14 protein-coding genes are annotated in these 13,294 nt (G+C 61.7%); 8 read left to right on the top strand and 6 right to left on the bottom strand.

The features are described from left to right. Positions 1-218: 218 nt before the first annotated feature. The 6 genes from HB675_RS00325 to ccsA form a co-directional block, all read right to left on the bottom strand. Positions 219-911 (bottom strand): pseudouridine synthase, encoded by a 693-nt coding sequence (locus tag HB675_RS00325; protein WP_213875097.1) that lies wholly within the window; start codon positions 909-911, stop codon positions 219-221. A 36-nt stretch (positions 912-947) separates the two neighbouring features. Further along, on the bottom strand, positions 948-1,163 hold the full coding sequence (locus HB675_RS00320; protein ID WP_213875096.1) for a cysteine-rich CWC family protein: 216 nt from the start codon (positions 1,161-1,163) through the stop codon (positions 948-950). Then, positions 1,160-2,641: a diguanylate cyclase gene (locus tag HB675_RS00315; RefSeq protein ID WP_213875095.1), complete on the bottom strand. Its 1,482-nt coding sequence runs from the start codon at positions 2,639-2,641 to the stop codon at positions 1,160-1,162. Before HB675_RS00315 ends, HB675_RS00320 begins: the two co-directional genes overlap by 4 nt. 78 nt (positions 2,642-2,719) lie before the next feature. After that, entirely contained in the window at positions 2,720-4,036 is a 1,317-nt protein-coding gene (locus tag HB675_RS00310; RefSeq protein WP_213875094.1) for an MFS transporter, read from the bottom strand. A gap of 84 nt (positions 4,037-4,120) precedes the next feature. Beyond that, entirely contained in the window at positions 4,121-5,359 is a 1,239-nt protein-coding gene (locus HB675_RS00305; RefSeq protein WP_213875093.1) for a transporter associated domain-containing protein, read from the bottom strand. A 12-nt stretch (positions 5,360-5,371) separates the two neighbouring features. Next, a complete protein-coding gene (gene ccsA, locus HB675_RS00300; protein WP_213875092.1) occupies positions 5,372-6,184 on the bottom strand; it encodes a cytochrome c biogenesis protein CcsA in 813 nt (270 codons plus the stop codon). A 211-nt stretch (positions 6,185-6,395) separates the two neighbouring features. Here ccsA and ffh point away from each other — a divergent pair, with 211 nt between their 5' ends. The 8 genes from ffh (at position 6,396) to HB675_RS00260 (ending at position 13,288) form a co-directional block, all read left to right on the top strand. Beyond that, positions 6,396-7,775 (top strand): signal recognition particle protein, encoded by a 1,380-nt coding sequence (gene ffh, locus HB675_RS00295; RefSeq protein WP_213875091.1) that lies wholly within the window; start codon positions 6,396-6,398, stop codon positions 7,773-7,775. 189 nt (positions 7,776-7,964) lie between these two features. Continuing rightward, positions 7,965-8,216, top strand: a complete 252-nt coding sequence (gene rpsP / locus HB675_RS00290; protein ID WP_213875090.1) for a 30S ribosomal protein S16 — start codon at positions 7,965-7,967, stop codon at positions 8,214-8,216. Between the two features lie 5 nt (positions 8,217-8,221). After that, entirely contained in the window at positions 8,222-8,761 is a 540-nt protein-coding gene (rimM, locus tag HB675_RS00285) for a ribosome maturation factor RimM (RefSeq protein WP_213875089.1), read from the top strand. 3 nt (positions 8,762-8,764) lie between these two features. Beyond that, positions 8,765-9,517, top strand: coding sequence for a tRNA (guanosine(37)-N1)-methyltransferase TrmD (gene trmD, locus HB675_RS00280; protein ID WP_213875088.1), 753 nt, complete (start codon positions 8,765-8,767; stop codon positions 9,515-9,517). 42 nt (positions 9,518-9,559) lie between these two features. Then, entirely contained in the window at positions 9,560-9,910 is a 351-nt protein-coding gene (gene rplS / locus HB675_RS00275) for a 50S ribosomal protein L19 (protein WP_166568940.1), read from the top strand. Positions 9,911-10,124: 214 nt separating this feature from the next. Then, positions 10,125-11,021: a site-specific tyrosine recombinase XerD gene (gene xerD, locus HB675_RS00270; RefSeq protein ID WP_213875087.1), complete on the top strand. Its 897-nt coding sequence runs from the start codon at positions 10,125-10,127 to the stop codon at positions 11,019-11,021. A 116-nt stretch (positions 11,022-11,137) separates the two neighbouring features. Continuing rightward, complete coding sequence (gene dsbC / locus HB675_RS00265; RefSeq protein WP_213875086.1) at positions 11,138-11,869, top strand: bifunctional protein-disulfide isomerase/oxidoreductase DsbC; 732 nt, start codon at positions 11,138-11,140, stop codon at positions 11,867-11,869. Between the two features lie 114 nt (positions 11,870-11,983). Then, entirely contained in the window at positions 11,984-13,288 is a 1,305-nt protein-coding gene (locus HB675_RS00260; protein WP_213875085.1) for a homoserine dehydrogenase, read from the top strand. The last annotated feature ends 6 nt before the right edge of the window (positions 13,289-13,294 follow it).

Here is a 13,294-nt window from a genome sequence, read left to right as displayed (position 1 = left end):
GATCTGTTCGACGGGTTTTGTTATAGGCGGGCAGTTCGCCAGCTCCAGCGCTTCGAGGCACCGATCACGGGCAAAGAGTACAATCCAGCGGCATAGCTGACTCACCGGTCACATGAAGACCGACGTTCTGATTCAAGCAGCCGATGGGCTGCCTCGCAAGCGACGTCGTGCAATCATTCGACGGTTTCGGCCGAGCGGTCGTGGCAGGGGTTCACACCTCAAATCTGCTGAATCTCTTCAGCTGTCAGGTGTCGGTACTGGCCGGGTGCCAGAGCCGGATCCAGGACCAGCGGGCCCATGCTTTCGCGGTGCAGGGTGAGCACCTTGTTCTGAAAGTGCCCGAACATCCGTTTCACCTGATGGTAACGCCCCTCGACGATGCTCAGCCTTGCGCTGCACCTGTCGAGAATCTCCAGGTGCGCCGGTTGGGTGGTGAGGTCTTCGAAGGCGAAATACAGACCCCGTGCGAAGGTTTCGGCATATTCCGGGCTGATCGGCTGCTCGGTGTGCACATGGTAGACCTTCGGCAGTTTGGTGATGGGCTGGGTCAGGCGCCGCGACCACTGGCCGTCGTTGGTGATAAGCATCAGCCCCGAGGTGTTGAAGTCCAGTCGGCCGGCAATGTGCAGGTCATGCTTGTCCGGCTCGTCGAGCAGGTCGAGGACCGTGGGGTGTTGCAGGTCCACTGTGGCGCTGACGCAGCCCATGGGCTTGTGCAACATGAAGTAGCGCGGCGCGCGACCGGCCTGCAGCAACTCGTCATCCAGTTCGACACGGCTGAATTCCCGGACTTCGTGCAAGGGGTCGCTGGTGACCTGTCCGTCGACTTTGATCCGTCGGGCAATGAGCAGCAGCCGCACTTGCTTGCGGTTGAAGCGGGGCAGGTTGCCGAGGAAACGGTCCAGGCGCATGGCAGGGCAGGTCGAGTCAGGAAGGGGGCGGCCATGTTACCGGTTTTGCGTCGGCAATTGATCCAGCACTTGCGCGCAGCGTGGGCACAGGCAGGCCTTGTTGCGCAGGGCTTCGGGCAAGGCCCGGAGCACCTGCGGGTCGATGCTGACGCTGTAGCACCAGCAAGCGCGGTCGGCGCTGGCCGGATCGGCCAGGGCGCAGTCGTTGCGGGCCCCGCAGGCAGGGCACAGTGATGGGGCGCAATGGTTCATGGGGGCGTGGGACCTGGCTCCAGGCAAAGGCGATTGCGTCCGCTTTCCTTGGCGCGGTACAGCGCCTGATCGGCGCGGGCGATGAGGCTTTGCAGGGTATCGCCTTCGCCCACCATCGTCATCCCGACACTGCTGGTGGCATGCAGGCTCTGGCCTTCGAAAGCGAAAGCCTGCTGTTCGGTGCGCAGGCGGATTTTCTCGGCGATCTGTTGGGCGTGCTCGCTGTCGGTGCGCAACAGCACAATGAATTCTTCGCCGCCCCAACGGCAGACGATATCGGCTTTGCGCAGGCAACTGCGCAGCACGTGGGCAAAGCCGCGCAAGACACAGTCGCCGGCCAGGTGCCCGAAGGTGTCGTTGAGCCGCTTGAAGTGGTCCAGATCGAACAGCAGCAATGCCAGCGGCTCGCGCTCGCGCTGGGCTTCGCGCATGGCCTGTACCACCAGCAGGTCGAAGCCCCGGCGGTTGGGGAGGGCAGTCAGGGTGTCGAGGGTAGCCATCTTCTCGATGTGTATCTGATAGCGCCGGACCACTCGATACAGCAGGGCCATGACCGCCAGCATCACCACCAGGCAGATGAGCAGATTCAGGTACAGCGAGGAGCGCACCTCGTTCAGGGCGATGTCTTCGCGCTTGTCGGTGTACAGGTACCAGTTGAGCTCAGGGATAAAGCGCACGTTGAGCAAATGGCCCTGGCCCTCGCTGGAGTATTCATAGCTGCCGCCGTGGGGGGTAGGGAGTCGAGACAGCAGCGGGCGGGTACTGCTCAGTTCCGCCAACGACCTGCCCGCATGGGCGCCGTCCGGGCCGCCGTCGGTGCCGGTCAGGGTCAGGCGCCCCTGGGCATCGACAAAGTAGACCTGGCTGTCGTAGCGCTGCTGATAGGTGTCCATCAATTTGACCACGGCGTTGGCGCGCAGGCCGACACCGGCCACGCCGATGAACTGATTCTGGTAGTCGTACACTTTGTAGTTGATAAAGAACGCCAGGTCGTCATGGTGGGCCTGGTCGCTGTCGAGTTCGAACTCGTAGGGCGTGGTCGACTCCTTGACCCGGTAGTACCAGCCATCGCGGGGGTCATCCGGGTGAATGATCTTGAGCACGCCGTTGGCGGTGTAGTACGTCTTGCTGGATTCGGAAACGAAGAACGCCGTGTAGGCGCCGTACGAGGTCACCACCTCCCTGAGGTAGCGGGTCAGCGGCTGCGGATCTTTCTGGCTGGCGATGGCCCAATCCCGCAGGAAGGTGTCGCGGGACATCATCGAGGAAATCAGGATCGGCCGCAGGATGTCCTTGAGCACTTCCGAATAGACCGTGTCGGAGGTCAGCGGCAGCTCGGTGTTGGCGATGGTGTTGCGGATGGAGTCTCGGGAGACGTAGTAGCTCAGCAGGGAAGTGGTCAGAAAACCGCCACCCAGCAGGGTGACCACGATGAAAATCAGGTAACGCTGGGAGACCAGCATGTTGCGAAGCGGCATGGGGTGTCCGTCACATGTTTATGGGCCTCGATCTCCGGGGCCCGCTGTGGTCAGTGCGTCAATCACTGACCTGTGACATCAGGATATGCGATTTAAATCCTCATGCCTCGTTTCCTTCAGGCACAGCACTGCCAGCAGGCTCAGAAGCGCGGCGGCCGAGACATAGCCACCGACCCAGCTCAGGCCGCCCAGGGCCACCAGCTTCTGGGCAAAAAACGGCGCTGCCGATGCGCCGACGATGCCTCCCAGGTTGTAAGCGGCCGACGCGCCGGTGTAGCGCACGCGGGTCGGGAACAGCTCTGGCAGCAGGGCGCCCATGGGGGCAAAGGTGAAGCCCATGAGGAACAGCTCCAGGCACAGAAACAAGGCTACGCCGGCGGTCGAGCCCTGGGTCAGCAGCGGTTGCATGGTAAAGCCCGAAACGATCGCGGCCACGGCGCCCAGGATCAGCACCGGCTTGCGCCCGTAACGGTCGCTGGCCCACGCCGACAGCGGAGTGGCGGCCGCCATGAATAGCACGGCAAAGCACAACAGACCGAGGAAGGTTTCCCGGCTGTAGCCCAGGGTACTGACGCCGTAGCTCAGGGAGAACACCGTGGAGATATAGAACAGCGCGTAGCACACCACCATGGACGCGGCGCCCAGCAGCATCGGCTGCCAGTACTGGGCAAAGAGCTCGACGATGGGCATCTTGACCCGTTCGTGGCGGGCGATGGCCTGGGCGAAGATCGGTGTCTCTTCCAGCTTCAAGCGCACGTAAAGGCCGATGATCACCAGCACGGCGCTGAGCACAAAGGGCAGACGCCAGCCCCAGCTGCGAAACTGGGCGTCATCCAGGCCGAGGGCCAGGCCAAGAAACAAGCCGTTGGCCACCAGAAACCCTATGGATGGGCCCAATTGAGGAAACATGCCGAACCAGGCACGCTTGCCCCTGGGAGCGTTTTCGGTGGCCAGCAGTGCCGCGCCGCCCCATTCGCCGCCCAGTCCCAGCCCTTGGCCAAAGCGCAACAGGCAAAGCAGGGCGGGCGCCCATCCGCCAATGCTGTCATAGCCGGGCAACAGGCCGATCAGGGTGGTGCAGATGCCCATCAACAGCAGCGAGGCCACCAGCGTCGATTTGCGTCCGATGCGGTCGCCGAAATGGCCGAAGAAGGCCGAGCCCAGGGGCCTGGCCAGAAAGGCGATGCCAAAGGTCAGAAAGGCCGAGAGCATCTGGGCGGTACCTGAGGTCTGCGGGAAGAAGACCGGGCCGATCACCAGCGCAGCGGCGGTGGCGTAGACATAAAAGTCGTAGAACTCGATGGCTGTGCCGATGAAGCTGGCAACGGCGACGCGGGCAGTGGAATTGGCTGGCGGCGCCTGTGTGGCGTTGGCGTCCAGGGTGTGGCGGGTCATGGCCGATCCTTGTAGGCCGCCTTGGGTTGGGGCCGATTGTTATGGTCGGGTGATTCTAGGGAGGCTGCAAACCAGCGGCAAGGATTACAAGGCCTGCGGCGGCGGCTTCACATACCAGATCAGTACGCGGCTGGCGCGGTTATCCTCGGTCTCGAGAATTTCCAGGCGGTAACGGCCGATCTTCAGGCACACCGCGCAATCGGGAATGCTTTCCAGCGCTTCGGTGACCAGGCCGTTCAGGGTCTTGGGGCCGTCGCTGGGCAGATGCCAGTTCAGGCTGCGATTGAGGTCGCGAATGGATGCTGCGCCTTCGACTACAAAGCGGCCGTCCGGCTGTGGATGGATGTGCGGGTTGGAAGCGGTCTGCTCGTCTTCGAACTCGCCGACGATCTCTTCGAGAATGTCCTCCAGCGTCACCAGTCCCAACACTTCGCCATATTCATCCACGACGACGCCGAGCCGGCGCTGTTGCTTGTGGAAATTCAGCAGCTGCACTTGCAGGGGCGTGCTTTCCGGCACGAAGTAGGCGTCGTAGCATGCATCCAGCAGGGCTTGCTTGGTCAGCTCGCCACGGGGCAGCAGGTGGCTGATCTGCCGGGTATTGAGGACTCGTTCGACCTGATTGATGTCGTTGTGAAACACCGGCAGGCGGGTGTGGCGGCTGATGATCAACTGCTCGATGATCTGCTCGATGGAATCTTCCAGGTCGATGCCGTCCACTTCGTTGCGCGGCACCAGAATGTCGTTGACCGTGATGCTGTCCAGGGCATGGATCCCCTTGAGCAACTGCGGCTTGTTGGCCCGCGCATCGTAGGCCAGCTCTTCGAGCACGTTGCGCGGCGCGGGGTCATCGGCGTGCTCGTTGACGGCCTGAGGCCTGGGCTCGAAGGGTTTGAGCATCAATCGCGCGACGCCGTCCAGCAGCCAGGCCAGTGGCCAGACCAGCTTCAGGGTCAGCGGCAGGATCGCGTTGGCCAGGCTGACGAAAGCCTGAGGCTGGCGACTGGCAGCCCGGTGTGTCAGGTATTCGGTCAAGATCAGCAACAGGACCGCAGCAATGATCGCCCCGATCCAGCTACCGAGGCTGCCCCACAGCCAGGCGCCCATGTCGACGGCAAACACTACGGCCAGGACCTGGCCGACCGTCTGGCACAGCATCACCCCTTGCACTGGAAAGTGGGTTGTCGGACGCTGACCCTTGCCTTTGCCGGGCGGCTTTTCGGCCTGGATCAGATGCGCGTGGCGGACCACGCTGAACAGGGCGGTCCACAGGATTGCCAGCAAAAGCGCACCCAGCAGGGAACCGAGGGGCAGAGTCTCCATGATTCGCGCTTCTCAGATGTGCAGGATGTATTCGCGGACCAGCTTGCTGCCGAAGTAGGCCAGCATCAGCAGGCAGAAACCAGCCAGTGTCCAGCGGATCGCCTTGTGCCCGCGCCAGCCCAACCGGTTGCGACCCCACAACAGCACGCTGAAGACAATCCAGGCCAGGCAGGCCAGCAGGGTCTTGTGCACCAGGTGTTGGGTGAACAGGTTTTCGACGAACAGCCAGCCGGAGATCAGCGACATCGACAGCAGCACCCAGCCAGCCCAGAGGAAGCCGAACAGCAGGCTTTCCATGGTTTGCAGAGGCGGGAAGTTCTTGATCAAGCCCATGGGGTGCTTGTGCTTGAGCTGATAGTTCTGCAACAGCAGGAGCAAGGACTGCACCACGGCGATGGTGAACATGCCATAGGCCAGGATCGACAGCAGGATGTGCGACAGGATCCCCGGCTCTTCATCCACCAGCGGGCTGGTGCCGGCGGGGACGAACTGTGCCACCAGCACCGTGACCAGGGCCAGCGGGAATAAAAGCAGCAGCAGGTTTTCCACCGGTATCTGCGTGCAGGCGATCAAGGTGACCACGATCACGGCGGCGGCAATCAGGCTGGCGGCGCTGATGAAGTCCAGGGTCAGCCCCAGCGGGTTGACCAGCTGGAAGTACAGCGCGCTGCCATGGGCAATGACGGCGAGCGTGCCGAGCACATACAGCAGGCGTTTGTCGGCACGGTTGCCCTGCTTGACGCGGGTGGCCTGGTAGAGGGTCGCAGCGGCGTAGAGGACAGCGGCGGCGAGGCTGGGAAGCAGACTGGGTGACAAAGCGAGCATAAGTCCTGTGACGCGAGGTCTGAAGGCGCCGAGTTTGGCATATAAAGGCTGCTCCCTGAAAGACTGTGCACGTCGCGGGGTGTGTTGCGGCACAGGCTTCGCTATAATCGGCGACCTGCCCTTGCCGCAGGCTCGCCGATCCGCGTGGGCCGGGCCGCTCCAGGCTCTCTATGAAATGCATTCGGCTCTGACGAGCCTGAAAGGATCGCGCATGTTTGAAAACCTGACAGACCGTCTTTCCCAGACGCTGCGCCATGTCACTGGCAAGGCCAAGCTGACTGAAGACAACATCAAAGACACCTTGCGCGAAGTGCGCATGGCCCTGCTCGAAGCCGACGTGGCATTGCCGGTGGTCAAGGACTTCGTCAACAAGGTCCGTGATCGCGCCGTGGGCACCGAGGTCTCGCGCAGCCTGACGCCGGGCCAGGCATTCGTGAAGATCGTCCAGGCCGAGCTGGAAGAAGTGATGGGGGTCGCCAACGAAGAACTGGTGCTCAACGTCACCCCGCCAGCCGTCATCCTGATGGCCGGCCTGCAGGGCGCGGGCAAGACCACCACCGCCGGCAAGCTGGCGCGCTTCCTTAAAGAGCGCAAGAAGAAGACCGTGATGGTGGTGTCGGCGGACGTCTATCGCCCGGCGGCCATCAAGCAGCTGGAAACCCTGGCCAACGACATCGGCGTGGTGTTCTTCCCCTCCGACATCAGCCAGAAGCCGGTGGCCATCGCCGAAGCGGCGATTCGCGAAGCCAAGCTGAAGTTCATCGACGTGGTCATCCTCGACACCGCCGGCCGTCTGCACATCGACGCCGAGATGATGGGCGAGATCCAGGCGCTGCACGCGGCGGTCAAGCCGGCCGAGACCCTGTTTGTGGTCGACGCCATGACCGGCCAGGATGCCGCCAACACCGCCAAGGCCTTTGGCGAGGCGCTGCCGCTGACCGGCGTGATCCTGACCAAGGTCGACGGCGATGCCCGTGGCGGCGCGGCACTTTCGGTACGCGCTATCACCGGCAAGCCGATCAAGTTCATCGGCATGGGCGAGAAGAGCGAAGCGCTCGAGCCCTTCCACCCCGAGCGGATCGCCTCGCGCATCCTCGGCATGGGTGACGTCCTCAGCCTGATCGAACAGGCCGAGCAGACGATGGACAAGGAAAAGGCCGACAAACTGGCCAAGAAGCTGAAGAAGGGCAAGGGCTTCGACCTCGAGGATTTCCGCGACCAGCTGCTGCAGATGAAAAACATGGGCGGCCTGGGCGGTCTGATGGACAAGCTGCCGAACATGGGCGGCGTCAATCTCGCGCAGATGGGCAATGCCCAGAACGCCGCCGAAAAGCAGTTCAAGCAGATGGAGGCCATCATCAACTCCATGACCCCGGCCGAACGCCGCGATCCAGACCTGATCAGTGGCTCGCGCAAGCGCCGCATCTCCATGGGTTCGGGCACTCAGGTGCAGGACATCGGTCGCTTGATCAAGCAGCACAAGCAGATGCAGAAGATGATGAAGAAGTTTTCCACCAAGGGCGGCATGGCCAAGATGATGCGCGGCATGGGCAGCATGATGCCCGGCGGCGGTGGCATGCCCAAACTGTAAACCCTTGTTTTACGTGGGGTCGGGCCCACCTGGCCCTGCGTGGACTCTCCGGCCATCCGGCCATTCCCCTGTGCGAGTAAAAACACTTTGCAAATGTCCGTGTATTCCCTGAGAATATGCGGCCTTTCGGGCACCCGTGTGCCCGCTGTGCATTATGATTTGCAGCACCGACTACAGGAACGATGTTCAATGCTAACCATCCGTCTTGCCCGTGGCGGCTCCAAAAAGCGCCCATTTTACCAACTGACCGTGACCGATTCGCGTAACCCGCGTGACGGCTCGCACAAAGAGCAGGTTGGTTTCTTCAACCCTGTTGCTCGTGGTCAGGAAATCCGTCTGTCCGTGAACCACGAACGCGTCAACCACTGGTTGAGCGTGGGTGCACAACCTTCTGAGCGTGTTGCTCAGTTGTTGAAGGAAGCTGCCAAGGCCGCGGCCTGAGCAATATGAACGCGACGCCAGACTCCGCCGATGACTTGATCGTCATGGGCAAGATTTTCTCGGTACACGGCGTTCGCGGCGAGGTGAAGGTCTATTCCTTTGCCGATCCGATTGAAAACCTGTTGAGCTACAAGGCCTGGACGCTCAAGCGTGACGGTGTAGTAGTCAAGCAGGTCGAGCTGGTCAGCGGCCGATCCACTCAAAAGGACCTGGTTGCCAAGCTCAAAGGCCTCGATGATCGCGATGAAGCCCGTCTTCTCGCCGGTTGCGAAATCTGCATCTCGCGAAGCCTTTTGCCCGACCTGACCGAAGACGAGTACTACTGGTACCAGCTTCAAGGTCTGAAAGTCATCGACCAGAGCGAGCAGTTGCTCGGTGTAGTCGATCACCTGTTGGAGACCGGCGCCAACGATGTAATGGTGGTAAAGCCCTGCGTGGGCAGTCTGGATGACCGTGAACGCCTGTTGCCCTATACCGGGCAGTGCGTGTTGAAAGTCGACCTGGGTGCCGGCGAAATGAGGGTGGATTGGGACGCGGACTTCTAAGCGATGGCGAGCCTTCGCGTAGACGTGATCACCTTGTTCCCCGAGATGTTTTCGGCCATCAGCGAGTACGGCATTACCAGCCGCGCGGTGAAACAGGGGTTGTTGCAACTGACCTGCTGGAACCCGCGAGACTACACCAGCGATCGACACCATACGGTGGACGACCGGCCTTTTGGTGGTGGTCCCGGCATGGTCATGAAGATCAAGCCCCTGGAGGATGCTCTGGTTCAGGCCAGGCAGGCAGCAGGGGATGCGGCGAAGGTAATCTACCTGTCGCCACAAGGCCGCAAGCTGACTCAGCAGGCGGTGCAGCAACTGGCGAAGCAGGAGTCTCTGATTCTGATCGCCGGGCGCTATGAAGGCGTCGACGAGCGGTTCATTCAGGCTCATGTCGATGAAGAGTGGTCGATAGGTGACTATGTACTGTCTGGCGGCGAGCTGCCGGCAATGGTCCTGATCGATGCGGTTACACGACTGCTGCCCGGAGCGCTAGGGCATGCGGACTCCGCGGAGGAAGATTCCTTCACGGATGGGCTGCTGGATTGCCCGCATTACACCCGACCGGAGGTATATGCGGATCAGCGTGTTCCCGACGTGTTGCTAAGTGGCAATCACGCACACATCCGGCGATGGCGTTTGCAGCAGTCCCTTGGGCGGACCTACGAACGACGCGCCGATCTTCTGGAAGGCCGCTCGCTTTCTGGAGAAGAGAAAAAGCTGCTGGCCGACTACCTCGGGCAGCGGGACGATAGTTAACGTATCGATGGTAGATCAGACGATTTACCTTAGGAGCACAGCATGACCAACAAAATCATTCTGCAACTCGAAGCCGAGCAGATGACCAAAGAGATCCCGACCTTTGCCCCGGGCGACACCATTGTCGTTCAGGTGAAAGTGAAGGAAGGCGATCGTAGCCGTCTGCAGGCGTTCGAAGGCGTTGTCATCGCCAAGCGCAACCGTGGTATCAACAGTGCTTTCACTGTTCGCAAGATCTCCAACGGTGTTGGCGTCGAGCGTACCTTCCAGACCTACAGCCCGCAAATCGACAGCCTGGCCGTGAAACGTCGTGGTGACGTGCGTAAAGCCAAGCTGTACTACCTGCGTGACCTGTCCGGTAAAGCAGCACGTATCAAGGAAAAACTGGCCTGAGGCTAGTTTGACCGGCGATCACGGGGTCGCCATGCGTGATAAAAAGCAGCCTTCGGGCTGCTTTTTTGTGCCTGCCATTCAGGTTGGACAGACGTCGTGATTCTGCGGTGTGTGACAACCCCGCAGGACCGAGCTTTCTCGAGAACAGACACCGCGGCGCCTGCTTCCCGAGCGAGCTGCCGCTTTGCAACGCCACTGACAGGGGAGCCCTCCAATGCCCGCCAGCCCTCACCCCCTCATCGACCAGTTCCTTGACGCCCTCTGGCTGGAAAAAGGCCTGGCCGACAACAGTCGCGAGTCCTACCGCAGTGACCTGGAGTTGTTCAACGGCTGGCTGGGCGAGCGGGGCGGGGATCTGCCCAGTATTGGCCGAGAGGCCATCCTCGATCACTTGGCCTGGCGCGTCGATCAAGCCTACAAGCCCCGTTCGACGGCGCGTTTCCTGTCCGGTGCACGTGGTTTCTATCGCTATCTGCTCAGGGAAAAGCTCATCGGTGTCGACCCGACCCTACAGGTGGACATGCCGCAATTGGGCAGGCCGCTGCCCAAATCGCTGTCCGAGGCCGATGTCGAAGCCTTGCTGGACGCGCCCGACCTCGGCGAGCCTATCGGTCAGCGCGACCGTGCGATGCTTGAAGTGCTGTACGCCTGCGGTCTGCGGGTCACCGAGCTGGTCAGCCTGACGCTGGACCAGGTCAACCTGCGCCAGGGCGTGCTGCGGGTGATGGGCAAGGGCAGCAAGGAACGCCTGGTGCCGATGGGGCAAGAGGCCATCGTCTGGGTCGAACGATTTGTCCGCGATGGCCGCGACACGCTGTTGAATGGCCGGCCCAGCGATGTGCTGTTCCCCAGCCAGCGAGGAGAGCAGATGACCCGGCAGACGTTCTGGCACCGGATCAAGCATCAAGCCCAGGTGGCCGGCGTCCACAGTTCGTTATCGCCCCATACCTTGCGTCATGCCTTTGCCACGCACCTGCTCAACCATGGCGCCGATCTGCGCGTGGTGCAGATGCTGCTGGGCCACAGTGATCTTTCCACCACGCAGATCTACACTCACGTGGCGCGCGCCCGGCTCCAGGAGCTGCACGAGCGTCATCATCCGCGCGGATGAAAGTGGACAACTGGTGTAACGCTTCCCTGAGCCCAAAGGTCGGATGAGCAGGGCTGATGTGTTAGGCTTGCCCGATTTCTTTCCGTGTTTTTACCACGTCGCCCCCAGGAGTTCCCATGCGTGTGACCCGAATCCTCGTCGCTGCCGCCTTAGCGTTGGCCAGCACTTTTGCCATGGCCGATGATGCCGCCGAGCAGGCCATTCGCAAGACCCTTGCCACCCTCCAGCTCGACGTGCCGGTGGAAAGCATCGCCAGCAGCGAGCTCAACGGCCTCTACGAGGTCAAGCTCAAGGGCGGTCGTGTGCTGTACGCCAGCCCCGATGGCCAGTTCGTGATGCAGGGCTACCTGTTCCAGATCAAGGACGGCAAACCGGTCAACCTGACCGAAAAGGTCGAGCGCCAGTCCGTGGCCCAGACCATCAACGGCGTGCCGGCCGCCCAGATGGTGATCTTCCCTGCGGTGGGCGAAACCAAGTCGCACATCACTGTGTTCACCGACACCACCTGCCCGTACTGCCAGAAGTTGCACGGCGAAGTGGCCGAGCTGAACCGCATGGGTATCGAGGTGCGCTACCTGGCGTTCCCGCGTCAGGGCCTGGACTCGCCGGGTGACAAGGAACTCCAGGCAGTGTGGTGTTCCAAGGACCGCCGCAAGACTTTCGAAAGCATGATGTCCGGCAAGGATGTTGCCGCCGCCAAGTGCGACAACCCGGTCAACAGCCAGTTCGAACTGGGCCAGTCAATCGGCGTCAGCGGCACTCCGGCCATCGTTCTGCAGGATGGCCAGATGATTCCGGGTTACCAGCCTGCGCCACAAATTGCAAAACTGGCGCTCGCCGCTCAGTAATTTCGGTAAGATTGTCTGGCGGGCCAGGTGCCTGCCGTCAAAACGAAGCCGCAAGCTCATTTGCGGCTTTTTTCACGGCCGACTTCGCGTCGGCCGTTTCATGGGGAGTTCAGTGTGAAACCGGTCAAAGTAGGCATCTGTGGGTTGGGTACCGTCGGTGGTGGCACCTTTAACGTTCTGCAGCGCAACGCCGAGGAGATTGCCCGCCGTGCCGGGCGCGGAATCGAAGTGGCACAGATTGCGGTGCGCACGCCAAAGCCTCAGTTTGCAACGACCGGTATCAGCATTACCCACGATGTTTTCGCCGTGGCCAGCAACCCCGAGATCGAGATCGTCATCGAGTTGATGGGTGGCTACACCGTCGCGCGCGAGCTGGTGCTCAAGGCGATCGAGAATGGCAAGCACGTGGTCACCGCCAACAAGGCACTGATCGCCGTGCACGGCAACGAGATCTTCGCCAAGGCGCGGGAAAAGGGCGTGATCGTGGCGTTCGAAGCGGCCGTCGCCGGTGGCATTCCGGTGATCAAGGCCATCCGTGAGGGCCTGTCCGCCAACCGCATCAACTGGGTGGCCGGGATCATCAACGGCACCGGCAACTTCATCCTCACCGAGATGCGCGAGAAAGGCCGAACCTTCGAAGACGTCCTTGCCGAAGCCCAGGCGCTCGGTTATGCCGAAGCCGACCCGACCTTCGACGTCGAGGGTATCGACGCCGCGCACAAACTGACCATTCTGGCGTCGATCGCCTTTGGCATTCCGTTGCAGTTCGACAAGGCTTATACCGAAGGCATCACCAAACTGACCACTGCCGACGTCAACTATGCCGAAGCGCTGGGCTATCGTATCAAGCACCTGGGGGTGGCACGCAGCACGGCCCACGGCATCGAGCTGCGGGTACACCCGACGCTGATCCCGGCCGACCGCCTGATCGCCAACGTCAACGGCGTCATGAACGCGGTGATGGTCAACGGCGATGCTGCCGGTTCCACCCTGTTCTACGGCGCCGGCGCCGGCATGGAACCCACCGCCTCGTCCGTGGTGGCCGATCTGGTGGACGTGGTGCGGGCGATGACCTCCGACCCGGAAAACCGTGTCCCACACTTGGCGTTCCAGCCGGACTCGCTGTCGGCTCATCCGATTCTGCCGATCGAGCAGTGTGAAAGCGCCTACTACCTGCGCATCCAGGCCAAAGACCACCCGGGCGTCCTGGCCCAGGTGGCCAGCATCCTGTCCGAGCGCGGCATCAATATCGAGTCGATCATGCAGAAGGAAGTGGAGGAGCAGGACGGACTGGTGCCGCTGATTCTCCTGACGCACCGCGTGGTGGAAAAGCGCATGAACGATGCAATCACTGCCCTCGAAGCGCTCGAGGGCGTGGCAGGCAGCGTCGTGCGTATCCGCGTCGAACAACTGAACTGATCGGCC

It is taken from the genome of Pseudomonas sp. dw_358 (genome assembly GCF_018449655.1).
In the GTDB taxonomy this organism is placed as follows: domain Bacteria; phylum Pseudomonadota; class Gammaproteobacteria; order Pseudomonadales; family Pseudomonadaceae; genus Aquipseudomonas.
The sequence above is the reverse complement of the archived record's forward strand: the minus strand, read 5'-3'. Positions and strand labels throughout refer to the sequence as shown.

Coding starts and splice junctions, on each gene's coding strand:
- HB675_RS00325 (WP_213875097.1), bottom strand. CDS start 911: ATGCGCCTGGACCGTTTCCTCGGCAACCTGCCCCGCTTCAACCGCAAG.
- HB675_RS00320 (WP_213875096.1), bottom strand. CDS start 1,163: ATGAACCATTGCGCCCCATCACTGTGCCCTGCCTGCGGGGCCCGCAAC.
- HB675_RS00315 (WP_213875095.1), bottom strand. CDS start 2,641: ATGCCGCTTCGCAACATGCTGGTCTCCCAGCGTTACCTGATTTTCATC.
- HB675_RS00310 (WP_213875094.1), bottom strand. CDS start 4,036: ATGACCCGCCACACCCTGGACGCCAACGCCACACAGGCGCCGCCAGCC.
- HB675_RS00305 (WP_213875093.1), bottom strand. CDS start 5,359: ATGGAGACTCTGCCCCTCGGTTCCCTGCTGGGTGCGCTTTTGCTGGCA.
- ccsA (WP_213875092.1), bottom strand. CDS start 6,184: ATGCTCGCTTTGTCACCCAGTCTGCTTCCCAGCCTCGCCGCCGCTGTC.
- ffh (WP_213875091.1), top strand. CDS start 6,396: ATGTTTGAAAACCTGACAGACCGTCTTTCCCAGACGCTGCGCCATGTC.
- rpsP (WP_213875090.1), top strand. CDS start 7,965: ATGCTAACCATCCGTCTTGCCCGTGGCGGCTCCAAAAAGCGCCCATTT.
- rimM (WP_213875089.1), top strand. CDS start 8,222: ATGAACGCGACGCCAGACTCCGCCGATGACTTGATCGTCATGGGCAAG.
- trmD (WP_213875088.1), top strand. CDS start 8,765: ATGGCGAGCCTTCGCGTAGACGTGATCACCTTGTTCCCCGAGATGTTT.
- rplS (WP_166568940.1), top strand. CDS start 9,560: ATGACCAACAAAATCATTCTGCAACTCGAAGCCGAGCAGATGACCAAA.
- xerD (WP_213875087.1), top strand. CDS start 10,125: ATGCCCGCCAGCCCTCACCCCCTCATCGACCAGTTCCTTGACGCCCTC.
- dsbC (WP_213875086.1), top strand. CDS start 11,138: ATGCGTGTGACCCGAATCCTCGTCGCTGCCGCCTTAGCGTTGGCCAGC.